The 24024-nt window shown below is 72.5% G+C and carries 24 protein-coding genes; 12 read left to right on the top strand and 12 right to left on the bottom strand.

Features of this window, described 5'->3' with window-relative positions; all coding sequences use genetic code 11:
• Nucleotides 1-43: 43 nt before the first annotated feature.
• Nucleotides 44-949 (bottom strand): helix-turn-helix domain-containing protein, encoded by a 906-nt coding sequence (locus ACH4ZX_RS15320; protein ID WP_398272324.1) that lies wholly within the window; start codon nucleotides 947-949, stop codon nucleotides 44-46.
• Nucleotides 950-1143: 194 nt separating this feature from the next.
• The gene (locus ACH4ZX_RS15315) at nucleotides 1144-1386 is read right to left on the bottom strand and encodes a DUF397 domain-containing protein (RefSeq protein WP_398272322.1); all 243 of its coding nucleotides are present in this window, start codon (nucleotides 1384-1386) and stop codon (nucleotides 1144-1146) included.
• Between the two features lie 244 nt (nucleotides 1387-1630).
• On the opposite strand from ACH4ZX_RS15315, the gene ACH4ZX_RS15310 reads away from it, so the two are divergent.
• A complete protein-coding gene (locus tag ACH4ZX_RS15310; protein ID WP_398272321.1) occupies nucleotides 1631-2179 on the top strand; it encodes an ATP-binding protein in 549 nt (182 codons plus the stop codon).
• 157 nt (nucleotides 2180-2336) lie between these two features.
• Here the strand turns inward: ACH4ZX_RS15310 and ACH4ZX_RS15305 are convergent, their stop codons facing one another.
• Nucleotides 2337-3140, bottom strand: a complete 804-nt coding sequence (locus tag ACH4ZX_RS15305; protein ID WP_398272319.1) for an SAM-dependent methyltransferase — start codon at nucleotides 3138-3140, stop codon at nucleotides 2337-2339.
• Nucleotides 3141-3239: 99 nt separating this feature from the next.
• Nucleotides 3240-4661 carry a lipase maturation factor family protein gene (locus tag ACH4ZX_RS15300; RefSeq protein ID WP_398272317.1) on the bottom strand — a complete coding sequence of 474 codons (1422 nt, stop codon included), beginning with the start codon at nucleotides 4659-4661 and terminating at the stop codon, nucleotides 3240-3242.
• Between the two features lie 177 nt (nucleotides 4662-4838).
• On the opposite strand from ACH4ZX_RS15300, the gene ACH4ZX_RS15295 reads away from it, so the two are divergent.
• Together ACH4ZX_RS15295 and ACH4ZX_RS15290 are read left to right on the top strand one after the other, a co-directional pair.
• A complete protein-coding gene (locus ACH4ZX_RS15295) occupies nucleotides 4839-6932 on the top strand; it encodes a SpoIIE family protein phosphatase (protein WP_398272315.1) in 2094 nt (697 codons plus the stop codon).
• 204 nt (nucleotides 6933-7136) lie between these two features.
• Nucleotides 7137-8000: an Fpg/Nei family DNA glycosylase gene (locus tag ACH4ZX_RS15290; protein ID WP_398272313.1), complete on the top strand. Its 864-nt coding sequence runs from the start codon at nucleotides 7137-7139 to the stop codon at nucleotides 7998-8000.
• Between the two features lie 111 nt (nucleotides 8001-8111).
• Here the strand turns inward: ACH4ZX_RS15290 and ACH4ZX_RS15285 are convergent, their stop codons facing one another.
• The 3 genes from ACH4ZX_RS15285 to ACH4ZX_RS15275 all read right to left on the bottom strand — a co-directional run bounded on the left by ACH4ZX_RS15285 (nucleotide 8112) and on the right by ACH4ZX_RS15275 (nucleotide 10140).
• Nucleotides 8112-8768 carry a zf-HC2 domain-containing protein gene (locus ACH4ZX_RS15285; protein ID WP_398272312.1) on the bottom strand — a complete coding sequence of 219 codons (657 nt, stop codon included), beginning with the start codon at nucleotides 8766-8768 and terminating at the stop codon, nucleotides 8112-8114.
• Nucleotides 8769-8921: 153 nt separating this feature from the next.
• A complete protein-coding gene (locus tag ACH4ZX_RS15280) occupies nucleotides 8922-9437 on the bottom strand; it encodes a hypothetical protein (RefSeq protein ID WP_398272310.1) in 516 nt (171 codons plus the stop codon).
• Nucleotides 9438-9594: 157 nt separating this feature from the next.
• Nucleotides 9595-10140 carry a sigma-70 family RNA polymerase sigma factor gene (locus ACH4ZX_RS15275; RefSeq protein ID WP_360750418.1) on the bottom strand — a complete coding sequence of 182 codons (546 nt, stop codon included), beginning with the start codon at nucleotides 10138-10140 and terminating at the stop codon, nucleotides 9595-9597.
• Between the two features lie 257 nt (nucleotides 10141-10397).
• Between ACH4ZX_RS15275 and ACH4ZX_RS15270 the strand changes: the two genes are divergently transcribed.
• The gene (locus ACH4ZX_RS15270) at nucleotides 10398-11552 is read left to right on the top strand and encodes a CapA family protein (RefSeq protein ID WP_398272308.1); all 1155 of its coding nucleotides are present in this window, start codon (nucleotides 10398-10400) and stop codon (nucleotides 11550-11552) included.
• A gap of 127 nt (nucleotides 11553-11679) precedes the next feature.
• Here the strand turns inward: ACH4ZX_RS15270 and ACH4ZX_RS15265 are convergent, their stop codons facing one another.
• On the bottom strand, nucleotides 11680-12141 hold the full coding sequence (locus ACH4ZX_RS15265; protein WP_398272307.1) for a universal stress protein: 462 nt from the start codon (nucleotides 12139-12141) through the stop codon (nucleotides 11680-11682).
• Between the two features lie 519 nt (nucleotides 12142-12660).
• Here ACH4ZX_RS15265 and ACH4ZX_RS15260 point away from each other — a divergent pair.
• Nucleotides 12661-13518: a polysaccharide deacetylase family protein gene (locus tag ACH4ZX_RS15260; RefSeq protein WP_398272305.1), complete on the top strand. Its 858-nt coding sequence runs from the start codon at nucleotides 12661-12663 to the stop codon at nucleotides 13516-13518.
• A gap of 32 nt (nucleotides 13519-13550) precedes the next feature.
• Here ACH4ZX_RS15260 and ACH4ZX_RS15255 read toward each other — a convergent pair whose 3' ends face one another.
• Entirely contained in the window at nucleotides 13551-14216 is a 666-nt protein-coding gene (locus tag ACH4ZX_RS15255; protein WP_398272303.1) for a class F sortase, read from the bottom strand.
• Between the two features lie 333 nt (nucleotides 14217-14549).
• On the opposite strand from ACH4ZX_RS15255, the gene ACH4ZX_RS15250 reads away from it, so the two are divergent.
• Entirely contained in the window at nucleotides 14550-15083 is a 534-nt protein-coding gene (locus ACH4ZX_RS15250) for a hypothetical protein (RefSeq protein WP_398272302.1), read from the top strand.
• Nucleotides 15084-15271: 188 nt separating this feature from the next.
• Here ACH4ZX_RS15250 and ACH4ZX_RS15245 read toward each other — a convergent pair whose 3' ends face one another.
• The gene (locus tag ACH4ZX_RS15245) at nucleotides 15272-16036 is read right to left on the bottom strand and encodes a hypothetical protein (protein WP_398272300.1); all 765 of its coding nucleotides are present in this window, start codon (nucleotides 16034-16036) and stop codon (nucleotides 15272-15274) included.
• A 17-nt stretch (nucleotides 16037-16053) separates the two neighbouring features.
• A complete protein-coding gene (locus ACH4ZX_RS15240; RefSeq protein ID WP_398272298.1) occupies nucleotides 16054-16182 on the bottom strand; it encodes a hypothetical protein in 129 nt (42 codons plus the stop codon).
• 742 nt (nucleotides 16183-16924) lie between these two features.
• Here ACH4ZX_RS15240 and ACH4ZX_RS15235 point away from each other — a divergent pair.
• From ACH4ZX_RS15235 to ACH4ZX_RS15215, 5 genes are all read left to right on the top strand, one after another.
• Entirely contained in the window at nucleotides 16925-17875 is a 951-nt protein-coding gene (locus ACH4ZX_RS15235; RefSeq protein WP_398272296.1) for an SCO0930 family lipoprotein, read from the top strand.
• Nucleotides 17876-18179: 304 nt separating this feature from the next.
• A complete protein-coding gene (locus ACH4ZX_RS15230; protein WP_398272295.1) occupies nucleotides 18180-18992 on the top strand; it encodes an SAM-dependent methyltransferase in 813 nt (270 codons plus the stop codon).
• A complete protein-coding gene (locus ACH4ZX_RS15225) occupies nucleotides 18989-21133 on the top strand; it encodes a putative bifunctional diguanylate cyclase/phosphodiesterase (protein WP_398272293.1) in 2145 nt (714 codons plus the stop codon). The genes ACH4ZX_RS15230 and ACH4ZX_RS15225 overlap by 4 nt, the downstream gene beginning before the upstream one ends.
• A 52-nt stretch (nucleotides 21134-21185) precedes the next feature.
• A complete protein-coding gene (locus ACH4ZX_RS15220; RefSeq protein WP_398272292.1) occupies nucleotides 21186-21572 on the top strand; it encodes a DUF4440 domain-containing protein in 387 nt (128 codons plus the stop codon).
• Nucleotides 21573-21873: 301 nt separating this feature from the next.
• Nucleotides 21874-22269, top strand: coding sequence for a peptidase inhibitor family I36 protein (locus ACH4ZX_RS15215; protein WP_398272290.1), 396 nt, complete (start codon nucleotides 21874-21876; stop codon nucleotides 22267-22269).
• Between the two features lie 75 nt (nucleotides 22270-22344).
• Here ACH4ZX_RS15215 and ACH4ZX_RS15210 read toward each other — a convergent pair whose 3' ends face one another.
• On the bottom strand, nucleotides 22345-23232 hold the full coding sequence (locus ACH4ZX_RS15210) for a LysR family transcriptional regulator (RefSeq protein ID WP_398272288.1): 888 nt from the start codon (nucleotides 23230-23232) through the stop codon (nucleotides 22345-22347).
• Nucleotides 23233-23352: 120 nt separating this feature from the next.
• Here ACH4ZX_RS15210 and ACH4ZX_RS15205 point away from each other — a divergent pair, with 120 nt between their 5' ends.
• On the top strand, nucleotides 23353-24024 hold the full coding sequence (locus ACH4ZX_RS15205; protein ID WP_398272286.1) for a succinate dehydrogenase: 672 nt from the start codon (nucleotides 23353-23355) through the stop codon (nucleotides 24022-24024).

Genomic DNA, 24024 nt, shown 5'->3' with positions numbered 1-24024 from the left:
CGCCGCGGCCTCCGCGTCGAGAGTCATGCCGCAGGTCGCGGGCTCACATCTCCTTCAGGACGCGTTCCAGGAAGGCCACCGACTCGGCGGCCGGGGACGCCACCATGCTCAGCCGGTCCATCACCGCGAGGTAGTGGTCGACCTCCTCCGGCTTGTCCAGGTACAGGGCGCTGGAGAGCTGCTCGAGGTAGACGATGTCGGGCAGGTCGGGCACCGGGAAGCGCAGCACGGTGACCGGCCCGCCGGCCGCCGCGTGCCCGCCGACGTGGAAGGGCAGCACCTGCAGGGTGACGTTCGGCAGCGCGGCGGCCTCGATCAGGCGCTCCAGCTGGGCGCGCATCACCTCGGTCCCGCCGAGGGGCCGGCGCAGTGCCGCCTCGTCCACCACGACCCACAGCCGCGGCGCGTCGGGACGGGTGAGCAGTTCCTGCCGGCTCATGCGCAGCGCGACACGGCGCTCGACGGCGTCCGGGTCGGCGACGCGGGGGCCGAGCCGGACGACGGCCTCGGCGTACTCGGGCGTCTGCAACAGGCCCGGCACGAACTGGACTTCGTAGGTCCGGATGAGGGACGCGGCCTCCTCCAGGCCCAGGTGCTGCTCGAACCAGCTCGGATAGGCATCGCCGTACGCGCGCCACCAGCCGGGTTCGTTGGCGCGGCGTGCCGAGTCGAGGAACTCCTGCCGCTCGCCGGGGTCGTGGACGCCGTACAGGGTCAACAGGTCGGCGACGTCGCGCGTCTTGAAGCCGACCCGCCCCAGCTCCATACGGCACAGCTTGGCGTCCGAGGCGCGTATCGCCGAAGCGGCGGCGTCCCGGCTGATGTTGAGGGATTCGCGCAGGCGGCGCAGGCGGGTGCCCAGCACGACGCGCTGCACGGTCGGGCCGCCCCGCCGAAGGCTCAGGACCTCCTGGCCGGAGGGAACGGGTTCCGGCTGAGCTGCAGTCATGTCCATCCCCTCGGCCGCCGTACCGGCTGGCATATGCATGGTCCGGGACTCGACCAAGAAGGGTAGCACCTTGAGGCCGTACGGCTGCGGGGAGTGAAGGGCCGAAAGCGGGCCGGGAGTTCGGGCCGGGCTTCCGCCGGCCGTCCGCGGAGGCGGCCCTCCGCGGAGCCGGCCGTCCGCGGAGCCGGCCGTCCTCAGTGGCCGGGGAGCAGCCCGTCGAAGTCGCCGTCCTTCACACCGCGGACGAAGGCGGAGATCTCGGCGCCGGTGTAGACGAGCGCGGGACCTTCGGGGTGGCGGGAGTTGCGCATGGCGACGCTGCCGTCCGGGAGTGCCGCGAGCTCGACGCAGTTGCCCTCCGGGTTGCTGTGATGGCTCTTGCGCCAGGCCACTCCGCTCAGCAGGGTCGCCGGCATGCCGTTGCTCACGTGGTGCATCCAAAGCCTCTTCGAGATGAAGTCACAGGCGGTGGACCCAAGATCCGATGCAATTGCATCGTCAATTGCATCCAAGGGGTGTCGTGCGGGACGATAGCGCCACGGCGATGACGCTCGCAAGATCATCTGCAATTGCAGCGGTAATTGCCGATGCACTTGCATTCGAACTAACGGACGGAGCACGATAGTTCGCACGGGAGTAGACGCGTTCCGTAGTTCTCTTGGCACGGTTTCAGGGGTTGCGATGTCCGCTGAGCAAGTCGTACGACCGGCAGACTCGCTGCGGATCGAGGCGACCTGGCAATGGCTGTGCCACGCCGTCGACGACATGGGACGCCCGGCGCCGGGGGAGCCGCATCCGCTCTCCGTCGCGCCCGGCAACGCCGTCGTCCCCACCCGGTGTTCGGTACTCCTGGTGCCGCCCGTGCCCCGGTCCGCGCACGTGGCGCGGGACTTCACGCGGTCCGCGCTCGAACACAACGCGTCGGCGGAACGCCTCGACGACGTCACGGTCACGGTGTCGGAACTGGTCAGCAACGCCCTCCGCTACGGCCGGCCGCCCGGCCGCGACACCGACCCGCAACCGCTGCTGTGGGTCGCCGTGTGGGAGCGCCTGTCCTGCGCCGTGTGCGGCGTCACCGACGACAGCGACCGGGTCCCCATGCCGACCGAGCCGGACGAGTTCGCCGAGTCGGGGCGCGGCCTGCAGGTCATCTCGGCGCTGAGCGACACCTGGGGGTGGAGCCCGCGGACCGGCGGCGGCAAGGTGGTGTGGGCGCTGTTCCGCCTGTGACCCGACGGCGCCCCGGCGCCGCTGCCTCCGGCCGGGGCACCCGCGCCGCACGGCCCCGGTGACAGGTCGTCGCCGGACGGCGCCCGGGCGGGGGAGGCGCGGCGGAGGGGCGGCGCCGTATCGCGGGCGCCCCTCCGCGCGCGGCTCTGCGCGACTCTCAGATCTTGCGGCCGATGCCGCAGATCGCGTCGACGTCCGACGGGGCGCGGCCCACGTCGACCGGGTCGGGGTGCCACTGCGAGGTGGGGACCACACCGGGCTCGACGAGTTCGAGGCCGTCGAAGAAGCCCGCGATGCGCTCCGGGCTGCGCAGGTGGTACGAACTCGCGGAGTTGGCGTTGTAGACGGCGATCGCCTGGTTGAGCGCCTCGCTGGTGTCGGTGCCGTCGGCGAGGGCGAGGTAGCTGCCCGGCGGGAGGGCGTCCAGGAAGCGGGAGACGACCGAACCGGGGTCGTCGGAGTCCGGGATCTGCCCGAGGATGCCGAGCATCGTCAGCGCGACGGGTCGGCTGAAGTCCAGGGTTCGGGACGCCGCCTCGAGGATGCCCTCGGGGTCGCGCACGTCGGCTTCGAGGTAGGCGCAGGCGCCCTCCGGCGTGCTGGTGAGCAGCGCCTGCGCGTGCACCAGGACCAGGGGGTCGTTGTCGACGTAGACGATCCGGCTCTCGGGGGCGATGCGCTGCGCGACCTCGTGGGTGTTGTCGACCGTGGGCAGGCCGGTGCCCACGTCCAGGAACTGGCGTATCCCGGCCTCGCCGGCGAGATGGCGTACGGCCCTTACCAGGAAGCGCCGTTGGAGCCGGGCAAGCAGGGCGATGTCCGGGAACATCTGGAGGATCATTTCACCGGCCTGCCGGTCGGCGGCGTAGTTGTCCTTGCCGCCCAGCAGGTAGTTCCACACACGGGCCGAGTGCGGCCGGTCGAGCTGCAGCCGGTCGGCCAGCGGGTCTTCGGAGTACATGGGCAAAGCCTCACACGAACTGCCCGGTCATGTCCGGCGATTCACGCTCACAGCCGACACATGCGCACAGCCCGCACCCGGTCACCGTCCCGCCGGGGTTCAGGATCTCCGCGCCGCCTCCGCCAGCCGCGTCGGCGGCAGGTACTCCCGCACGTACGTCCGCCGCCAGCACGCGCCCGTCTTCCGCAACTCGCGCCAGTCCGTGTACTCGTAGCGGAAGAGGCGGGCGCGGACGAACCGGGGCGGCCGGTCCGGGGGGAAGGGGGAGCGGCGCAGCAGCCGCAGGGTGTCGCGGTCGTTCTCCAGCAGCCGTTCCACCAGGGCGCCGAACCACGAGCCGGCGTACGCCGGGGAGAGCGCGGCGAACCACATCAGCCAGTCCAGACGCAGGTGGTACGGGGCGAACTGGCGCGGCCAGCGCCCGGGGTCGCCCGGCTTGCCCCGGAATTCGTACTCCCGCCAGTCCGAGTCCTCGCGCGGCACGTCGTCGGCGGTGCCCTCGATCACCACCTCGTGGCGGACCCGGCTCACGCTGCCGAACGCCCCGTAGGTGTTGACCAGATGGAGCGGGTCGAAGGACCGGTTCATGACCTGGCGGCGGGAGAGCATGTTGCGGGCCGGGCGGTGACTCAGGCCCAGCAGGAGCGCGGCGACCGCGAGCACCACGACCTCGTACCACAGCGGGGCGCCGGGCACGGACGGCGCGTGCGCCGGGAACCGCACCGCGGGCAGGGCGACCACGATGGTGATCCAGTTCAGCCAGGAGAAGTTGCCCGACAGCACCAGCCACAACTGGGTGACGATCATCAGCGCGGCCGCGGCCGTGGCGACCGGCTGCGGGGTGAACAGCAGGAAGGGCACGACGAGCTGCGTGACGTGGTTCGCGGCCACCTCCACCCGGTGCAGCGGCCTCGGCAGGTGGTGGAAGAACCAGCTCAGCGGGCCGGGCATCGGCTGTGTCTCGTGGTGGTGGTCCAGGCAGGTCAGCCTCCGCCAGCACTCGTCGCCGCGCATCTTGATCAGACCCGCGCCGAACTCGACGCGGAACAGGATCCACCGCAGCAGGAACAGCACCACGACCGGCGGGGCCACCTCGTCGTTGCCGAGGAGGACGGCGACGAAACCGACCTCCAGCAGCAGCGACTCCCAGCCGAACGCGTACCAGGTCTGGCCGACGTTCACGATCGACAGGTACAGCGCCCAGGGCACCAGCCACAGCAGCATCCCCGCCCACAGGGGCAGCAGCGAGTCCAGCCCGGCGGCCAGCGCGGCGGAGACCGCGCACCCCGTCCAGGCGCAGGAGGCGTAGAACCGGTCGGAGTAGTGCAGGTGGAAGAGGCTCGGGGCCCGCTTGAAGGGCACCCGCGCGACGAAGCGGGGCACCGGCAGCATGCCGCGCCCGCCGAGCAGCGCCCGGAACTGCAGCGCCGCCGTCAGGAACGCCACCAGGTACACGCCGGCCAGAGCCCGCTGGAAGACCAGCCGGCTCAGCCAGTAGTCGGGTGCGGTGAACCAGTCCACGGCCGTGCGCTCCTCACTCCATTGTCCCGTCCGAACCCGCTGTCACCGTCCGTGTGACCGGGGCGTGCCCGCGTAACCCGGTGGGCGGGGCGGCCGGGGCGGGCGCAGGGGAAGGGCAATGACGGCGAAGCCCTCCACCCGGTCGAAGAAACGGGCGAATACTGGCAAAGTGGCCTCATGGCTGATCGGGGAGCGAGCGCCCTTTCCCTTCCGGACGACTGGCCCGCTCATCCGGACCCGATCCTGGCGCTCAACCGCATGGGCGGCTTCGACTGGGACCTGGACACCGGTCTGCTCCACATGGACGCCCAGGCCCACGAGGTCTTCGACCTGCGCCCCGACGAGTACGACGGCCACCCCGAGAGCCTCTCCGTCCGGGTCCCGCCGGTCGAGGCCTACCGGCTCGACGCCCTGGTCGCCCGGTCCATGAAGGACGGCAGCGAGAACTACGGCGCCTACTTCCGCATCCGCCGCCGGGACGGCAGCCTGCGCTGGGCGCACACCCAGGGCTACATCAGGCGCGACGGGACGGGCCGCCCGCGCCGGATCGTCGGCATCGTCCGCGACGCCACCGAGGAACTCGCCGACAGCGAGGCGCGCCGCGAGCAGACCGCCGGGGACGCGGCCCGGCGCGAGCAGACCAACGTCGTCCAGCTCACCACGGCCGCCCTCGCCCACGCCCGCACGGTCCAGGACGTCATCGACGTCGTCAAGGACACCCACGGCCTCACCCACCTCGGCGCCACCAGCCTGGTGATGGGACTGGTGGAGGCGGACCACGTCCGGGTGATCGCCGAGGGTCCCGCGGAGAGCGCCGTGCCCGAGGCCCGCGTCGTCCGTCTCGACGACCCCTGTCCGACGAGTGAGGTCGTGCGCACCCTCACCCCCCGGTTCATCGAGTCGCCGGAGGAGTTCGCCGAGCGCTACCCGGTCCTGTGGCACCACATCGCCGGCCTGGGCATCACCGCCGCCGCGTACCTCCCGCTGATCGTCCAGGCCCGCCCGATCGGCGTCATGGGCGTGCTCTACAGCGGCCGGAGCGGCTTCTCGCCCGAGGACCGCAACGTCCTGCTCGCCCTCGGCAGCAGCATCGCGCAGAGCCTGCGGCGGGCCATGTTCTACGAGCGGGAGAAGGACCTCGCGACCGGACTGCAGCAGGCGATGCTGCCGCGCACCATCCCCAGCGTGCGCGGCGCCGACGTGGCCGTGCGCTACCGGTCGGCCGCGCTGGGCCGGGACATCGGCGGCGACTGGTACGACCTGATCCCGCTGCCCGGGGGCACCCCCTCCGGGGGAGGCCGGGTCGGCGCCGTCATCGGCGACGTCCAGGGCCACGACACGCACGCGGCCGCCGTGATGGGCCAGCTGCGGATCGTGCTGCGCGCGTACGCCGCCGAGGGCCACACCCCGGCCACCGTCATGGCCCGCGCCTCCGTCTTCCTGCACGAACTGGACACCGACCGCTTCGCGACCTGCCTGTACGCGGAGGCCGACCTGTCGACCGGGGTCGTGCAGGTGGTGCGGGCCGGCCACATCGACCCGCTGATCCGCGACGCCGACGGCGGCTGCCGCCGGGTCTTCGTCGACGGGGGCCTGCCGCTCGGCCTGTCCGCCGAGTTCCACAGCCTCGCGTACCCCGTCGGGACGCTGGAACTGGACCCCGGAACCACGCTCGTGCTGTGCACCGACGGCCTGGTCGAACAGCCGGGCGCGGACCTCGACGACGGCATGCGGACGCTGGTCTCCCTCGTCGGCAGCGGCCCCGAGGACGTACGGGACCTCGCGGACCGCCTGATCGACGTCGCCGAGGAACGCGGCGGCGACGACGACGTGGCCCTGCTCCTGCTGCGCCGCCGCGGCCTGGAGACCCCGCAGTCGGGCGGCCGGCTCCAGCAGCAGGTGGCGCCCGGCGACCCCGGGGCCCTCACCGAGGCGCGGCGCATGATCCGGGCGGCGGTCCGCGTGTGGGGCGGCCGGAACCGCGCCGACGAGATCGAACTGGTCAGCGACGAGCTGATCACGAACGTCCTCATGCACACCGAGGGCTCCGCGGTCGTCACCCTGCGGGTGTTCATCGGCAGCGGGCGCCGGCTGCGCGTCGAGGTCGAGGACTCCTCCAGCGCCCTGCCGCGCCGCCGGGACGCGGGCGAGTCCGGCGTCTCCGGGCGCGGCCTGCTCCTGGTCGACCTGCTCGCCGACGCGTGGGGGGTGGAGGCACGGGGCGGCGGCAAGTGCGTGTGGTGCGAGTTCGCGGTCCGGGACAACCACTGAACCCGCCGCTTGGCGGTGTGGCTGGATCTGCCTGGCGGTGAGGCCGGGTCCGTCCCATGTCGCGGCGGGACCCGCCTGCCGCCTGGCGGTGTGGCCGGGCCCGTCCGGTGCCGTGGCCGGTCTGCCTGGCGGTGTGGCCGGGCCCGGTCGGCGCCTCGACCGGGCCCGCCTGGCGGCCTCGGGGCTGGGTGGCACTCTGGACGTATGCCGGAACTTCCCGAGGTCGAAGCGCTCAAGGACTTCCTGACCCAGCACCTGTCCGGTCGCCGCATCGTCCGGGTGCTGCCGGTCGCCGTCAGCGTCCTGAAGACGTACGACCCGCCGCTCGCCGCCGTCGAGGGCCGCGAGGTGGCGGCCGTGCACCGGTACGGCAAGTTCCTCGGCCTGGAGACCGACGGCGGACCGCACTTCGTCACCCACCTGGCCCGCGCGGGCTGGCTGCAGTGGAGGGACCGGCTCCCCGACGGGCCGCCGCGCCCCGGCAAGGGCGCGCTCGCGATGCGGGTGGCGCTGGAGACCGGCGAGGGCTTCGACCTCACCGAGGCGGGCACCCAGAAGCGCCTGGCGGTCTACGTCGTCCGCGACCCGCGCGAGGTCCCGGGCATCGCGCGCCTGGGGCCGGACCCGCTGGCGGCCGACTTCGACGAGAAGGCGTTCGCCGCCCTGCTGACGTCCGAACGGCGCCGACTCAAGGGCGCCCTGCGCGACCAGAGCCTCGTCGCCGGCGTCGGCAACGCCTACAGCGACGAGATCCTGCACGCCGCGAGGATGTCGCCGTACAAGGTGGCCGCCTCGCTCACCCCCGAGGAGACCGCGCGGCTGTACCGGGCGCTGCGCACCACCCTCACCGAGGCGGTCGAGCGCTCCCGCGGCGTGGCGGCCGGCCGCCTGAAGGCGGAGAAGAAGGGCGGCCTGCGCGTCCACGGCCGCACCGGCGAGCCCTGCCCGGTCTGCGGCGACACCGTCCGCGAGGTCTCCTTCAGCGACTCCTCCCTCCAGTACTGCCCCACCTGCCAGACGGGCGGCAGACCACTGGCGGACCGGAGGATGTCCCGGCTGCTGAAGTAGCCGAAGCGGCTGAAGGGGCGCGGGAACCGCGCGGCCGGCCACGACGGTGCGGCACGCCCGCCCCGCCGCAGGCCCGCTCGCCGGCACGGCGCGGCACCTCCAGCGGAGCGCCTACCGCGGCTCGAGCGTCACCAGGTGCTCGCCCTGGGCCGTGCGCACCTCGTAGCGGGCGATGTCGTCGCTGCGCAGGGGCGAGGTGCCCTGCACGGTGTTCGGGCGGGCGTCGGGGCCGGGGACCGTCCAGCTCGTCACCGTCTGCTCGGAGCCGTCGCGGGCGACGACGACGAGGCGGCAGGAGTGCGGGCCCGCGCCGTCCTTCACCTGGAGTTCCAGCTCGGTGCCGTACTCCTCGTCCGCGACCGTCACCTGCGCCCAGACCCCCGACCGCTGGTCGGTCGCCGCGATCCGCACCTGGTCGTCGTCGTTGCCGTCGGCCGCGGCCATCACGATGCCGGGACCGGCCACGGCGGCGACCACCGAGGCGGCGACGGCGTACAGCAGGCGCCGGCGGGTGGCCCGGCGGCGGGCGGCCACCGCGCCGAGCAGCCGGTTCAGCAGCTGGGGACCGGGCTGGGCCATGGGGTGCACGAAACGCGGAGTGGCCCGCCGGTACAGCATCAACTGCCGTGCGGCGGGGCCGAACTCGGTCACGTGAGTCGCGCAGCGCGCGCACTCCATGAGGTGGTCCTCGAAGCGGAAGGCATCCGCCTCGTCCAGCACGCCGAGCGCGTACGCGGCGACGTCGCGATGCCTCTCCAGGGACCTCATGCCGAATCCTCGTGCCGTTGGGTGCGGGTGGGGTTACTCGTTGCTCCCATCGGTACGGACCAGACCGCCGAATCACTCAAGGCACACGAGGAATCGCAGAACCCCGGTATTCGGAGCGGTCCGGCCCGCGGATTGGTCCCGGGCGGAAAAAATCTAGAAAAGATGGATGGCGAGGTGGCCGAGGGGCAGCCCGAGCTGCCACGCCTTCGTCCACACCTTCGGGCCCTCGTCCTCACCCGCCCCCGCGGCGCCGCCCGGGACCGCGTTCAGGTCGGGCGCGAGCAGTTCGGTCTCCTCCAGCCAGCGCCAGGCCGCCTCCGCGAGCTCCAGGTCGGGTGCCGGGCCGCCGGGCTCGGCGGCCTCGGCGGCGAGCCGCGCCATGCCCTCGCGCACCCAGTCCTGCCACGGCTGGTCGTACGCGGTCAGCGACATCCAGGTCTCCAGCTGCGAGACCACCCGGATGCCGCAGAGCTCGCGGTCGGTGTCCGAGAGGAAGATGGTCAGCGCGAGCGCGTCGCGTCCGGCGCGGAACTCGAAGGACGTGGGCGGCATCAGATCGCCGGTCCGCAACAACTCGTCGGCGATGTACTCGGCGTACAACCAGGCCATGGGGACGGCCAGTTCGCCGTCGCCGGTGCCGTCCGTGCCCTCTTGACCTCTGTGCAGCATCCCTTCCTGCCTTCCTCCGGTGCGTGCGCGTCGCCCGGCCGCGGGCCCCCTCGGGAACCCGTGGCCCCCCCAGTCCGGAACACGGATGAAGACAGCCGATTACTCAACCGGGGTCCTCAGCAAGGCGCTTTACCGAGGTTTGACCCAGGCTTCGGTTTCAGCGCAGGTCGGCCGCGTAACCCGGAAGCACCCGGCGCAGGGCGCGCAGCGCGTAGTACGCGCGGGACTTCACGGTACCGGGCGGGATCCCGAGGGTTTCGGCGGCTTCCGCCACACTCGCCCCCTGGAAGTACACGAGCACCAGGACTTCACGGTGTTCGGGAGTGAGTGTCTTCACAGCCTCCCGCACATCGAGGGCCGCGGCCGCCCGTTCGGCGTGATCCGCGCACACCCGGGCGTTCTCCAGGATGGCGTCGCCGACCTCCGCGGGCCGCGCCTGCCGGGCCCGCCGCGCGTCGATGGCCAGCCGGCGCGCCACCGTGAGCAGCCAGGGCCGTACGGACTCGAAGGCGTCGGCGCGCAGCGCCTCGGGATGCTGCCAGGCGCGGACGAGTGTCTCCTGCACCAGGTCCTCGGCGCGTTGCCGGTCGCCGTCGCAGAGCCTTGTCAGCAGGGCGAAGAGGGGCCGGCCGTGCTCGCGCTGCAGTGCGGCGATCTCGTGCTCGGCGGTCGTCCCGTTCGTCATTGTGGTTACGGCCGTCATGCGCGTATGGCACCGCAGGGCGCGGTCGCGGGACAGGGTCCGTACCGGGATCTGCGACGGACGGTCGATCGCGTCGACGAACGGTTCGATGAACGGTTCCCTCCGCTCCGGCCGTTCGGTTCCGGTCACCTCCGGGGCATCCCCGGAGCACCCCCGTCCGCGCGCCGGACGGGCTAATCGGGGGGCGCGGGCCGTTTGGGAAGGCCGCCAGCTTCGTACCTATTCGTGGGTAAATATGACCACAGTGGGGTGAGCTGATGATTGCACGCAGACGACAGGTTGCCCTGGCCCTCACGGCCTTGCTCGCCGCGGGCGCCGCCTGTCAGTCCCAGCACCACACGCCGGCCGTGAAGGCCGGACGCCCGGCCCCGTCCGCCGTCACCAAGGGGTTCACGCTCGTCGCCTCCGGCGACGTCCTCCCGCACAGCTCGATCATCGAGCGCGCCCGCTTCGACGGCGGCGGCAGCGCCTACGACTTCCGTCCGATGCTGGCCGGCATCAAGCCCGTCGTCTCCCGCGCCGACCTGGCGCTGTGTCACATGGAGACCGTGTACGGCGCGAACGGCGACTACACCGGGTACCCCACCTTCAAGTCCCCGCCCGAGGTCGCCCAAGCCCTCGCCGACACCGGCTACGACGGCTGCTCCACCGCCTCCAACCACACCCTCGACGACGGCGCCGACGGCATCCGCCGTACCCTCGACGCCCTCGACCGGGCGGGTGTCCGGCACGCCGGCTCGGCCCGCACCGAGGAGGAGGCGCACGCCGTCACGGTCCTGCGCGCGGGCACGGCGAAGGTGGCCCACCTCTCGTACACCTACGACACCAATGGCATTCCGCTGCCGCAGGGCGAGCCGTGGGCGGTCAACCTGATCGACGGCGACCGGATCGTCGCGGACGCCCGGGCCGCCCGCCGGGCGGGCGCCGACGTGGTCGTGGTGTCGGTGCACTGGGGCACGGAGTGGCAGGACGAGCCCGACCTGCAGCAGCTCACCGTGGCCCGGCAGCTCACCGCCGCCCGCACCGGCGGCCGCCCCGACATCGACCTGGTCCTCGGCACCCACGCCCACGTCCCGCAGGCGTACGAGAAGGTCAACGGCACCTGGGTGGTCTACGGCATGGGCGACCAGATCGCCGGTGAGATGGTCAACCACGAGGGCGCCCAGGACCCGCGCGGCAACCAGTCGAGCGTCGCCCGCTTCACCTTCGCCCCGCCGGCCCGGCCGGGCGGGCGCTGGGAGGTGACCAAGGCGGAGTTCGTCCCGCAGTGGTTCGACGTGGACGCCGGGCGGGTGGTCGACCTGAACCGGGCGATCGCCCAGGGCGCCGGGCTGCAGGGCGTACGGGACCGGATCCGGGACGTGGTGCTCAGCCGGGGCGCCGCGAAGGACGGGCTCGTGATGGCGCGTTAGCGGGGCCGCTGGGCGGGGGTGGCCGCGAGGCGGGGCGGCGGCGGGGCCGTGCGGCGGGGACATGGAGCGACCGGAGGAGTCCAGCCGGATCGTGCCGGACTTCCCGCCCACGCTCCGCGGCGCCCGGTCACGGCACGACCGTCACCGGCCAGCGCCCGGCCTTCACCAGCCGTACCGCCACCGAGCCGATGATCCGGTGGCCGGCCTGTTCGGAGGCGCCCACCACCACCGCGTCCGCCTTCAGGTCGTCCGCCGCCTTCACCAGGCCGGTGTAGGGGTCGCCGCGGAAGGTGTGGAACTCCCAGCGCACCTCGTACAGCCCCTTGAGCCGCTGGGAGGCCTCCCGGATCTGCTTGACCAGGTCCTCCGCGATCTCGTCGGTCGTGTCGGCGACCGGCGCCCCCGTCGCCGCGCCCGCCGCCATGACCGGCTGGACGTACACGGCGGCGAGCAGCGCGTGCTGCCGCCTGGCCAGACCGGCTGCGTACGCCGCGGCACGGAGCGAGGAGTCGGAGCCGTGGACGCCGACCACGATGACCTTCGGCCCGTCCGTGCCCCGCTCGAACTGGTGCGAGTGCTGTTCCGTCACGGCTTCGAGGCTAGCGGAAGCCGCAGGTCCGGCCGCCACGCGGGATCCTCCCCGGAGGAGGGGCACACGCGGCGCGCACCGGGACGCCAGGGGACCGGGGGCCGGCCGCCGGACCGTACGCCCCTGCGCCGCGGAGAACCGCCGGCGGGGCCCGTCGCCCCGCCCATGCGCGAACTCCGGTGAAACGGGCACCCGTAGACCGCGCCGCGGCCCGCTATCACCGTGGGCCTGCCGTCGCCGTCGGCGCGCGGCCTCGCCGGAGGGGACGAGACCGGGCGTCGACGCCCCCTTCCCCGGCCCGCGTGAACTGCCCGTCTCCGGCCCCCTCGTCACCGTCTCCGGCCCCCTCGTCACCGTCCCCGCGCGGCCTCCGCCTCCCGGGTGTGGCCAACCCGCCTCACCCGAACGGAAGACGGCGTTCGTCGTATGACCCGAATACTTGAGCCGGGTGAGTGCTTTCCTACCGCCGCATCGGTGTAGGTGGGGTGCGCCCGGCTACGGCCGGTCGACTGATGAGTCATGAAGAAGGATCAATTGCTCACCCGACGAGGGCTGTTGCTCGCAGGCGGAGCCGCCGCGCTGGGCGCGGCCGGCACGGTCGGCGTGCTCACCCTCGGCGGAGGCGACTCGCCGGCCGGGTCCACCGCTCCCGTCGCCGGCCCGGCGGGCCCCCAGGCCCGGCGGGCCCGCGAGGCGCTCAAGCCGTCCGCCTACCGCCTCCAACCCCTGACCGGATACGGCCCGCCGCGCGCCGCGCCCCGCCCGACCGTGGTGCGGCACGAGCCGTTCCTGCGGCTGCCCGGACCCGGCCGCACCATGGTGCTGACCTTCGACGACGGACCCGACCCCCGGTACACGCCGCGCGTCCTGGACGTGCTGGCCGAGCACGACGTGCACGCGATGTTCTTCGTGTGCGGGGAGATGGCCTCCTACAACAAGGATCTGCTGGCCAGGATGGCGGACGCCGGTCACGTGATCGGCAACCACACCTGGTCGCACGCCCAGCTGACCCAGCTGAGCCGCGCCGGGATCCGCTCGGAGATGGAACGCACCAGCGCCGTCATCGAGGATGCCTGCGGAGAACGGCCCGCTTGGTTCCGGGCGCCCTACGGCGCCTGGAACCGCGCGGTCTTCCAGATCGGCGCCGAACTGGGCATGGAGCCGCTCGCCTGGAGCATCGACACCCTCGACTGGACCACTCCCGGCACGCGCGCCATCGTCGACCGGGTCGAGCACGGCGCCGCCCCCGGCGTCGTGGTGCTCTCGCACGACGCCGGGGGCGACCGCTCGCAGAGTGTCCGCGCGCTGCGCGACTATCTGCCGTACCTGCTGAATTCCGGCTATCACATCACCGTGCCGCGACGGCACGCCGTGTGATCCCGATTCCGCCCGCCCGGCCGGGGGAACGCTCAGCGGACCTCGGTCAGGCGGGCGAAGACGACGACATTGCCGTCGTATCCGTTCTGCTTGGAAAAGCCGCCCCCGCAGGTGATGACCCGCAGTTCCGGGGTGCCCTTGGAGGCGTAGACGCGGTCGCCGGGGAAGTTGCTCTTCGCGAAGACCTCGATGCCGTAGATCTCGAACACGGCCGTCTTTCCGTCCTGGCGGGCGACCTCGATGTGATTTCCCTTCTTCAGGGCCCCCAGGCCGTAGAAAACGGCGGGGCCCTGCAGGTTGTCGACGTGGCCGACCACGACCGCGGTGCCCTTTTCGCCGGGGGTGACCGCGCCGGTGAACCAGCCCGCCAGATTGGGATCCTCCGGCGGCGGTGCCGCCACCCAGCCGTCCACGTCGAGCCCGACCGGCATGACGGGGGCGTCGACCTGGATGGCCGGGATCCGCACCCGGTCGGGGGCGGAGTACGGCAGCGGCTGGACCGAGGCGGGGGCGGCGGAGGGAACGCGACCGTCCGCGGCGGCCGCCGAGGCGGGCTGCGGCGGACCCATGTCGAATTCCCCCGAACCATTCCGAATGAGCGCCAGGCCGGTCAGCAGAACCAGCGCTATCACGCCCCAAGGAGCACGCCTCTTCGGGCGCAGCTCCTCCTCGTCCTCGGCCAGCTCGAACGCAGACATTCGACTTCCCCTCTCGACGCGGCCGTCGCCGCGTCATTCGCGCATACGAGAAAGCTATGTCCGCCGCACGGAACCGGCGACGGGGGAGAGGCGAACGGGTGGCCCCGCACTTCCCCGGTGAGCCATCCGAGTTGCCGAGCACAGGAAATTTCTGACGGTCCGTGACCTGCGCCGATATCCGATTGCGCGGTCATCGCCCGGCGTGTTGTCTCACCAGGACGGACCATCCCCGAAATGCGGGCGCGCACGCGGCAACTGAGGGTCATTTCCGGGAGGCGCTTTCTCGCCGATCCACCGGGGACGGGCCCCGGGGCGTCTTCCGCGGAGGATCACATGCGTACTACTCGTGCCCTGGCTGCCTCTGCCGCCGCGGTCGCCGCCCTCGGGCTCGCCGCACCGGCGGCGGTCGCGCGGGACGGCATGAACATCAACCCGAGCAACATCGTCGCCCTGCCCAGCGTCATCGCCCGCGGGGGACAGCTCACCATCACCGTCGACGGCTGCCCCACCGGCGGCACCGCCACCTCGGACGCCTTCGTCCAGCCGGTCACGCTGACACCCATTCGCGACGACGGCTCGATGCACGGTGACGGCTTCCGCCGTGACGGCACGACCGCGAAGGGTACGGCGACGATCAGCAACAACGCGAGGACCGGAACGCACAGCATCACCGTCAACTGCGGCGGCAAGACCCTGACCAACCCGGCCGCGTTCACCGTCATCGGCGGTGTCCGCGGCGGCCTCGGCGGCAGCAGCTCCAGTGGGGCGACGCCGACCGACCTGGCGATCGGCGGTGGGCTGGTGGCGGCCGCTGTCATCGGCGGCGGGCTGTTCTGGATGCGCCGCCGTTCGGAGCGGCAGATCTGAACCCTCCGGCGCACCGGACCCCCGGACCCCCGCTCCCCTTCGAGGGACCGGGGGTCCGGTGCGTCCGGCGGGCACGCGGCCGGAGTGTCCGGCCGCGTGCCCGCCCGGGGCGGGTGCCGGTGCGGGGGTGGGTGCCCGTGGTGCTTCGGTGTGCGCGTGGGTGCCCGTGGTGCGCCGGGGCGGGTCCGTCAGCCCGAGACGTGGGGGAAGAGGTGCAGGAACGGGGAGGCCGACGCGGGCAGGCCCCGGCTGTAGGGCGCGTCGAAGTCCCAGATGAGGAACAGCAGGAAGGCGATCAGCGCGGAGAACAGCCCGGCCAGCGCCAGTTCGCGGGCGGTGCTGCGGATCTGCAGCGCGAACACCATCCCCACGGTGACCACGGCCCCGCCGATGAGCCCGAACCACACCACCCCCGGCATCGTCGCCCCCTGCGAGTCGGCGCGGGCGCTGCGCGCCTCGTCCGCCGCGGCGACCTGGTCGACCAGGGGCTGGTAGGCCTGGGCCTCGAAGTCCGTCCTCGGCCGGTAGTCGGTGACGTCCCGGCGGACGCGGCCGAGCAGTTCGCTGCCGCGCCCGGTGACCCGGTGGTGGTCCGCCATCGCCTTCCACTCGGTGCCGACGACGTACCCCACGTAGGCGTCGACGTCCCCGCGGATGCGGTCGCGGACGCCGGCCGGGTAGACCCGTACGCGCTCGGAGATCTCGTGCAGGGCGACGGCCTCGCTGCGGACATGGTCCTGGGCGGCGCTGCGCGACTCCCACACGCCGGCCATGGCCAGGCCCAGCACGATGGCGTACACCACACCGATCCACATCGTCATGTACTCGATGACGTCCGGGGTCTCGCTGGGATCCTCGTCGACGGCGGCGGTGCGGTGGCGCAGAAGGGTGACGGCGACCACCGCGACGCAGGCGGCCGGCATCGCGAGGGTGAGAACGAGCCAATCCGGCAAGACGTGCCTCCTGAGGGTCAGCGCGGCCGCAGCGCGGCGACGGCGATCACGGCGGGTGCGGTGATGAGCAGGACGTAGGTGACGGGCGACCGGCGGTGGTGGGGAGGCCGCCGGGGCGGCTGCGCCCGGTACCGGGGGTAGCTCACCGGAGTCGCGGACGGGCGCGGGGCCGGTGTGGCCGCGGGCCGCGGGGCGGGTCTCGGAGCGGGCGCCGACGGGTGCGGCGCGGGTGCGGGTGGCGTTGGCGTGGGCGTGGGTGGCGGAGGAGCGGGGGGCGGCTGGGGCCGCGGCTGCGCCGGCCGGGCCGGCGGAGTCGGCGGGGGCTTCGGGGGCGGGGCCGGATTCCTGGTCGGCGTGGGTGTCGGCGTCGGGCTCGGGGTGGTCGGCGCGGGCGTCGGCGGGGGTTTCGGGCAGGCCGGGAGCGTCGGCCAGGCCGTCGGCCAGGTGCCGCTTCCGGCGACCGCCACCGCGGTGGTGCCGCCCGGCCCGGTCGACGCGTACGCGCAGGCGTCGGCGGACGCGGCGCCGGCCGGGGCGCCCAGCAGCAGCCAGGTCAGCGTCGCCGACGCCAACGTCCGCGCGGCGCGGCCGGATCGGGACGGTTCGGGTCGATGCACGACGGAGAGCATGAGCCGCCGCGGGGTGTCGCATGCGGCCGCGCCGGGCGGGTTGACCCGAAGGGAGGATGCGTGGGCTGTACCGGTTTGGCGGTGGTCATGCCCACATGTCTTCGTCGTGGACACTTGCGCGGGATGTCGCACCGGCTCACGGATCCCGGAAAGAAATTCGTGCCGCGGTTGAACACAACCGCGTGCTCCATGCGTACCCAGTGTCGTGCGGCGGCGCAGCAGGGCGCTGCAACACCCATGTGATTTCGGGGAGTTGACGATGAAGACCTCCTGGCGGAGCGCCTCACTCGTGGCAAGCGCTGCGGCCGTGCTGGCGCTGACGACGGCGTGCGGTCAGGAAAACGCCACGTCGGCGGGCACCCAGAACGTCGGCGCGACGGCGGCGGCGGGGGACTACGGGAGCGTGGGCGCCGCCGCGAGCGCGAGCCCCAGCAACGGCTACGGTGCGGACGGCCAGGGCTCCGCGACCCAGACCTCCGCCGCGGGCAAGCTGTCCGTCGCCCAGAACCCGGAACTGGGCAAGGTGCTGACCGACGGCGCCGGCCTGACCCTCTACCGCTTCGACGCGGACACCGCCGAGCCGCCCAAGTCCAACTGCGACGGAGCCTGTGCCACGACCTGGCCGCCCGTGCCCGCGGACGACGCCACCGCGGGCGCCGGAGTCGACAAGTCCCTGCTCGGCGAGGTCACCCGGGCCGACGGCACCAAGCAGCTGACCATCGGCGGCTGGCCCGCGTACCGCTACGCGAAGGACACCAAGGCCGGGGACATCGCCGGACAGGGCGTCGGCGGCAAGTGGTACGCGCTGGCCCCGGACGGCAAGAAGGCCACGCTCGCCTCCCTGCCCGGACTGTCCACCCGCAACGACCCCGAGCTCGGTGAGATCGTCGTGGACAAGAACGGCCACACGGTCTACCGCTTCATGAAGGACGAGGCCTGGCCCAAGCCCGTGTCCGCATGCACCGGCTCCTGCCTGGAGAAGTGGCCGGCGGTCGGCCCGGTGGACACGAACGACACCAAGGGCGTGCAGAAGAAGGGCCTGATGAGCTTCACCCGGCCCGACGGCGTCAAGCAGCAGACCCTCAACTGCTGGCCCGTCTACACCTTCTCCGGTGACAAGAACCCCGGGGACACCAACGGTCAGGGCATCGGCGGCACGTGGTACGCCGTCGCGCCCGACGGAAAGCCGGTCGGCGCGCCGAAGCAGTAGCGGTCGCCTCCCCACGGCTGATCGCCGGGCAGCGCGCCCGACCCACCGTCCGCCCCCTCCGCGCCGCACGGAGGGGGCGGACCGTTGTGCGTCATGCCCGGACATGGTGGTATCGCTTCGTCCTGGACCGGAATCTTGCGGAAGGCTCCGATATCTTTCGTCGCGAGTGTGTGGTATGCCAATTCGGCACATGCCGCAGGCAGTGACCGGGAACGGACGGTCAATTTCCGTTTCCTCTCGCCCTGTTGGCAGGCGATCAGTAGCCTCACTTCGAACACCGGATCGCCTACGCCTGGAGAGATAGATGGAGCGTCCCGCCTGGGCCCCACGGAGCATCGACATCTCGGTGCCGAGCGTTTCGCGAATCTACGACTACTACCTGGGCGGTTCGCACAACTTCGAGGTCGACCGGGAAGCGGCCCGCAAGGCCATGGAGTTCCTGCCGGGACTCCCCAAGATCATGCAGGCCAACCGGGCGTTCATGCGCCGCGCGGTGCGCTTCGCGGCCGCCGAGGGCATCACCCAGTTCCTCGACATCGGGTCCGGTATCCCGACGTTCGGCAACGTCCACGAGGTGGCCCAGGCGGCGGCTCCCGGCACCCATGTCGTCTACGTCGACCACGACCCGGTCGCCGTCGCCCACAGCCAGGCGGTGCTGCAGGGCAACGAGGACTGCGGCGTCGTCGCCGCCGACCTGTGCAAGCCCGACGAGATACTCGAAAGTTCCGAAGTCCAGCGGCTGATCGACCCGAAGCGCCCGGTGGCGCTGCTTCTGGTTGCCATACTGCACTTCGTGGAAGACGAGGACGACCCGTACGAGGCGGTGGCCCACCTGCGCGACGCGCTCGCGCCGGGCAGTCTGCTGATCCTCACTCACGCCTCGTACGAGGGAATACCGCTCCCGGAGGAGCGGGCCGCGGGCACCGTGGATGTGTACAAGGACATCCGCAACCCGCTGATCATGCGCTCGCGCGACGAGATCGCGCGGTTCTTCGAGGGGTACGACATGGTGGAACCGGGACTGGTGCCGATGCCGCTCTGGCGGCCGGAGACGGCGCCGGAGGACGAGGACCCCTTCGCCTTCTCCGGTTTCGCGGGCGTGGGGCGTACGGCGTGATCGAGGAACCGGACGGCCCGGAGGGCAGAGTGCGCCGGTTCGCGACGATATGGAGCCGGGCGGTGTTCCCGGTGACCTCCACGTCGCTGACCCGGCCCGAGTTCGAGGAGCAGCTCCTGCCGCTGGCGCGGCGGTTGAGCCAGGCCCTGCACACCCGGGCCCTCGACGCGGACCAGGGCAAGGCGGTCGGCGCCGCCCTCGTCACCGCGCACTGCACCGACCCGGAGGCCCTCAGCCGCACCCTGGACTGCGTCGACGCCTACCTGGTGCTGTACTGCGGCGAGGACGGCGACCAGGAGGAACTGCGGGCCCGCTCGGCGCGGCTGCAGCACGCCATGGCCGCCGGGTTCGCGCAGGCGCTGCGCGAGCGGACCCTGGCCGAGCAGGAGGCCATCTCGGCGGCCGCCCTGACGGCGCAGGGCGTGGTGGCGCAGGCGCTGCACGCCAGCGAGGCCCGGTTCCGCGCGGTCTTCGAAGGCGCGGCCATAGGGATCGGCATCGCCGACCTCGAGGGCAACATCCTGCAGGTCAACGGCGCGCTGCTGCGCATGTTCGGCCAGCCCCCGCAGGGCTTCCGCGGCCGCAACGTCATGGAGTGGACGCACCCCGAGGACGCGCCGCAGACCTGGCGGCTCTACGAGGAACTCGTGCGCGGCGAGCGCGAGCACTACCACGTGGAGAAGGCGTTCAACCGGTCTGACGGAACGGTTCTGTGGACGAACCTGACGGTCTCCCTGCTGCGCGACCCCGACGGCAACCCGCAGTACCAGCTCGCCCTCATGGAGGACACCACCGAGCGGCGGCTGCTCAACCTGCGCCTGCGCTACGAGGCCACGCACGACGCGCTCACCGGCCTGCCCAACCGCACCTTCTTCTTCGAACGCCTGGAGAAGGCGCTCGGCGCCCGCGAGGGCCAGCGGTTCGGGCTGTGCTACCTCGATCTGGACGGCTTCAAGACCGTCAACGACAGCCTCGGCCACGCGGCCGGCGACCGGCTGCTCGTCGAGGTCGCCGACCGGCTGCAGGCGTGTGCGACCGCGCCCGGCGAGATGGTCGCGCGGCTGGGCGGCGACGAGTTCGTCGCGCTCACCACCGGCCCGGACACCGAGCGCGGGGTCGACGAGCTCGCCACCCGCATCATGAACGCCCTCATCGCCCCGATCAGCGTCGACGGCCGGGAGCTGACCGTGCGCGGCAGCATCGGCATCGTCGAGGGTCCGGCGGGGGAGCGCAGCCCGGCGGAGGTGCTGCGCAGCGCCGACATCACCATGTACCGGGCCAAGTCGGCGGGCGGCAACCGCTTCGAGCTCGCCGACCTCGAGGCCGACGCCCGCGTCATCACCCGGCACGGGCTGACCACCGCGCTGCCGACGGCGCTGGACCGGGGCGAGTTCTTCATCGAGTACCAGCCGCTGGTGCACCTCGGCGACGGCAGCGTGCGCGGTGCCGAGGCGCTGGTGCGGTGGCTGCATCCGCAGCACGGCGTCCTCGGCCCGGACCGTTTCATCCCGCTCGCCGAACACACGGGCCTGATCGTGCCGCTCGGCCGCTGGGTGCTGGAGCAGTCCATCCGGCAGGCCCGCGCGTGGCGTGAACGGCACGGGGCGGGGGCGGACGCGGGGCCGTTGCGCATCAACGTCAACCTTTCGCCGTGCCAGCTCACGCATCCCGGCCTGGTCCAGGACACCGTGGACATCCTCGAACGGGCCGGCGTCGAACCGAACGCGCTGTGCCTGGAGGTCACCGAGTCCGCGCTCATCGGCGCCGACGACGACCTGCTCAAACCGCTGCGCCGGCTGGCCGAGATGGGCGTCGACATCGCCCTGGACGACTTCGGCACCGGCTACTCCAACCTCGCCAACCTGCGCCGGCTGCCGGTGAGCGTCCTCAAGCTGGACCGCTCCTTCACCCAGAGCATGCAGCAGTTCCCCGCCGACCCCGTCGACCTGAAGATCGTCGAGGGGATCGTCTCGCTCGCCCACAGCCTGGACCTCGCGGTGACCGTGGAGGGCGTGGAGACCGGCGCCCAGGCCGAGCAGCTGCGGATCCTGGGCTGCGACACGGCCCAGGGCTGGTACTACGCGCGTCCGGGCCCCCCGGACCGCCTCCACGAACTGGCCCTGGTCGACGCGACGGGCTGACGCCACGCCCCGCACCGCCCCGCGCCGCGGCGCCGCACGCGATCATGGGCGGGTGACGTATGAACCGGACGACGACGTGGGCGAGGCGATCGCGGGCGAACTGAGCCTCCTGGACCCCGCGGTCCGCTCCCGCGCCGGGGCCGCCGGCCTGCTCGACCCCGAGTTCGTGGAGGTGGGCGCCTCGGGCCGTCGCTACACGTACCTGGAGACGCTCGCCGAGCTGCCCGACATGCCGGGCAGTTCGGCGGACGGCCCCCGCTACGAGCCGTCGGCGATCACGGGCGTCGTACTGGCTCCCGGCCTGGTGCACCTGACGTACGAGACCGTCTTCGACGGCCGCCGTGCCCGCCGCAGTTCCCTGTGGCGCAAGCAGGACGAGGAGACCGGCTGGCGCCTGTACTACCACCAGGGCACACCGGTGGCGCCGGACCTCGCCTGAGGCACCGGAGCAGGCGGGCGGCGCGTGGGGTGGGGGTGCGCGAGCCGGGCGCCTCGGGGGAGCGGGCGGTCCGCCGCCGATGCCACCGGAGGCCCCGGCTCATGTGGCGGAGGGGAGGTGGCGGCGGCCTCCGCGGGTGCCTCTCGCGCCCCTGCGCACGCCCTGACGGCCGCCGTTTCCGGCGCACGAGACTGGCGACTGTCGCCCGGGTGCCGCCGGGGACACCGACGGAATCGACGAAACCCGTGGATCCCATGGATCCCGTGGATCCCATGGATCCCATGGAAAGGGGACGATCTCCATGCACCGTGTCACCGCGCTCGCCATCGCCTCGCTCGCCATCGCGGCCTCCCTCGGCACAGCTCCCGCCGCATCCGCCGCCACGGCTCCGGCCGCCCCGGCGACCGGCGACAGCGCCGCAGCCTTCCGCTGCGATCCGGGGCACTTCTGCATCTACAGCGGCTGGAGCGGCGGCGGCAGCCGCTGCCAGTGGACGGCGCAGAGGGTCGCGAACACCGCCGACCGGTGTTCCTTCATCCGCAACGGCAAGAAGGTGCTGTCCGTGTGGAACGGGACCGGCCACCGGGTTCAGTACTACAAGCAGACCAACTACCACGCGCGCGTCGGATCGACGCCCGCCGGACACGGGGGCAACCTCCAGGGCAGCTACCAGATCCGCTCCTTCAAGAAGCAGTAGTCCGGCGAGAGGCAGTAGTCCGGCGAGGGGCAGGATGCCGGCAAGCGCGCCGGGTTCGCGCGGGCCGGTGTCGCCTCACCGCTCCAGCAGCATCCGCTGCAGCTCGCGTGCCGCCCGGGGCGGGGCCACGTCGCTGCGGTGGGCCAGGGCGATGGTGCGGTGCAGGCCGGGGCGGGCCAGCGGGGTGACCCGCAGACCGCGGCCCGAGCGGGCCGCGACCATGCGGGGTACGACGGCCACGCCCAGGCCCGCCCGCACGAAGCCGAGGACCGCGTCCATCTCGCCGCCCTCCACCGCGAAGTCCGGCTCGAACCCCTCGGCGCGGCACGCGGCCACGGTCAGTTCGCGCAGGTCGTAGCCGTGCCGGAACATCACCAGACGCTCGCCCTCCAGGTCGGCGACGCGCACGGTCCGCCGGCCTGCTCCGCCGGGGGCCGACGCCTCCGGTGAGGAGACCACCACCAGGTCCTCGCGCAGCAGCTCCACCGTCGTCAGCGCGGGCGACGGCGTGGGCAGCGGCAGCACCACCAGGGCGAGGTCGAGGGCGCCGCGGGCGAGCTCCCGCACCAGGTCGTGCGAGCCGCCCTCCTCGATCAGCAGCCGGATGCCGGGGTAGCGGTCGTGGAACGCGCGCAGCACGTCCGGCAGCAGGCCCGTGCACAGGCTCGGCGTCGCGCCCAGACGGACCCGGCCGCCTCGCAGCTGCACCAGCTCCTGCACCTCGTAGCGGGCCGTCTCCGCGTCGGCGAGGATCCGCCGGGCCAGCGGCAGCAGGGCCTCGCCGGCGTCGGTGAGGCTGATGTTGCCGCGCGCCCGCAGGAACAGGTCGGCCCCCAGCTCCCGCTCCAGCGCCTTGATCTGCTGCGACAGCGACGGCTGGGCGACGTGCACCAGTTCGGCGGCCCGGGTGAAGTGCCGGGTCTCGGCGACGGCCACGAAGTACTGGAGTTGCTGGAGCTGCATACTCGTACGATAGCGCCAGCCTATGGAAACAAGGCGGACCATGTCTTGGACCGATGGGGTCTTTCGGTCCTAACGTCAGGACTCATGGCTCTGGCAACGCGGACGGACCGACGGCCGTCCATGGCACGCACCGTGTGGGACTCCTCCGTCGGCAAGAAGACGGTGATGGCCGTCAGCGGCGTGATCATGCTCCTGTACCTGGTCGCCCACGTGATCGGCAACCTGAAGATCTTCTTCGGTCCGCAGGAGTTCAACCACTACGCGCACTGGCTGCGCACCGTGGGCGAACCGTTCATGCACTACGAGTGGACGCTGTGGCTGATCCGCGTCGTCCTGGTCGTCGCGGTCGTGGCGCACGCCGTCTCCGCGTACCAGCTCAGCCGCCGCGACATCAAGGCGCGACCCAGCAAGTACGTGCACTCCAGGCCGCGGGCGAGCTACGCGACGCGCACGATGCGCTGGGGTGGGATCATCCTCGGCCTGTTCATCGTCTGGCACATCCTCGACCTGACCACCGGCACCGCCCACCCGGGCGGCTTCCAGGAGGGCCACCCGTACCAGAACGTCGTGGACACCTTCTCCACCTGGTACGGCAACGCCGTCTACATCGTCGCGGTGCTGGCGCTCGGCCTGCACATCCGGCACGGCCTCTGGAGCGCCGCCCAGACCCTCGGCGTCGGCAGCCGCGCCCGCGACCGCGCCCTGAAGACCGTCGCGAACGTCCTCGCGCTGCTGCTCACGGCCGGCTTCATCGCCGTCCCCGTGGGCGTCATGACCGGAGTGGTGAGCTGA

The organism is Streptomyces sp. NPDC020490 (assembly GCF_044335305.1).
Lineage (GTDB): Bacteria > Actinomycetota > Actinomycetes > Streptomycetales > Streptomycetaceae > Streptomyces.
The sequence above is the reverse complement of the archived record's forward strand: the minus strand, read 5'-3'. Positions and strand labels throughout refer to the sequence as shown.

Excerpts from the sequence above, each read along its gene's own strand:
- ACH4ZX_RS15320 (WP_398272324.1), bottom strand. The coding sequence starts at position 949 with ATGACTGCAGCTCAGCCGGAACCCGTTCCCTCCGGCCAGGAGGTCCTG.
- ACH4ZX_RS15315 (WP_398272322.1), bottom strand. The coding sequence starts at position 1,386 with ATGCACCACGTGAGCAACGGCATGCCGGCGACCCTGCTGAGCGGAGTG.
- ACH4ZX_RS15310 (WP_398272321.1), top strand. The coding sequence starts at position 1,631 with ATGTCCGCTGAGCAAGTCGTACGACCGGCAGACTCGCTGCGGATCGAG.
- ACH4ZX_RS15305 (WP_398272319.1), bottom strand. The coding sequence starts at position 3,140 with ATGTACTCCGAAGACCCGCTGGCCGACCGGCTGCAGCTCGACCGGCCG.
- ACH4ZX_RS15295 (WP_398272315.1), top strand. The coding sequence starts at position 4,839 with ATGGCTGATCGGGGAGCGAGCGCCCTTTCCCTTCCGGACGACTGGCCC.
- ACH4ZX_RS15290 (WP_398272313.1), top strand. The coding sequence starts at position 7,137 with ATGCCGGAACTTCCCGAGGTCGAAGCGCTCAAGGACTTCCTGACCCAG.
- ACH4ZX_RS15285 (WP_398272312.1), bottom strand. The coding sequence starts at position 8,768 with ATGAGGTCCCTGGAGAGGCATCGCGACGTCGCCGCGTACGCGCTCGGC.
- ACH4ZX_RS15280 (WP_398272310.1), bottom strand. The coding sequence starts at position 9,437 with ATGCTGCACAGAGGTCAAGAGGGCACGGACGGCACCGGCGACGGCGAA.
- ACH4ZX_RS15275 (WP_360750418.1), bottom strand. The coding sequence starts at position 10,140 with ATGACGGCCGTAACCACAATGACGAACGGGACGACCGCCGAGCACGAG.
- ACH4ZX_RS15270 (WP_398272308.1), top strand. The coding sequence starts at position 10,398 with ATGATTGCACGCAGACGACAGGTTGCCCTGGCCCTCACGGCCTTGCTC.
- ACH4ZX_RS15260 (WP_398272305.1), top strand. The coding sequence starts at position 12,661 with ATGAAGAAGGATCAATTGCTCACCCGACGAGGGCTGTTGCTCGCAGGC.
- ACH4ZX_RS15255 (WP_398272303.1), bottom strand. The coding sequence starts at position 14,216 with ATGTCTGCGTTCGAGCTGGCCGAGGACGAGGAGGAGCTGCGCCCGAAG.
- ACH4ZX_RS15250 (WP_398272302.1), top strand. The coding sequence starts at position 14,550 with ATGCGTACTACTCGTGCCCTGGCTGCCTCTGCCGCCGCGGTCGCCGCC.
- ACH4ZX_RS15235 (WP_398272296.1), top strand. The coding sequence starts at position 16,925 with ATGAAGACCTCCTGGCGGAGCGCCTCACTCGTGGCAAGCGCTGCGGCC.
- ACH4ZX_RS15230 (WP_398272295.1), top strand. The coding sequence starts at position 18,180 with ATGGAGCGTCCCGCCTGGGCCCCACGGAGCATCGACATCTCGGTGCCG.
- ACH4ZX_RS15215 (WP_398272290.1), top strand. The coding sequence starts at position 21,874 with ATGCACCGTGTCACCGCGCTCGCCATCGCCTCGCTCGCCATCGCGGCC.
- ACH4ZX_RS15210 (WP_398272288.1), bottom strand. The coding sequence starts at position 23,232 with ATGCAGCTCCAGCAACTCCAGTACTTCGTGGCCGTCGCCGAGACCCGG.
- ACH4ZX_RS15205 (WP_398272286.1), top strand. The coding sequence starts at position 23,353 with ATGGCACGCACCGTGTGGGACTCCTCCGTCGGCAAGAAGACGGTGATG.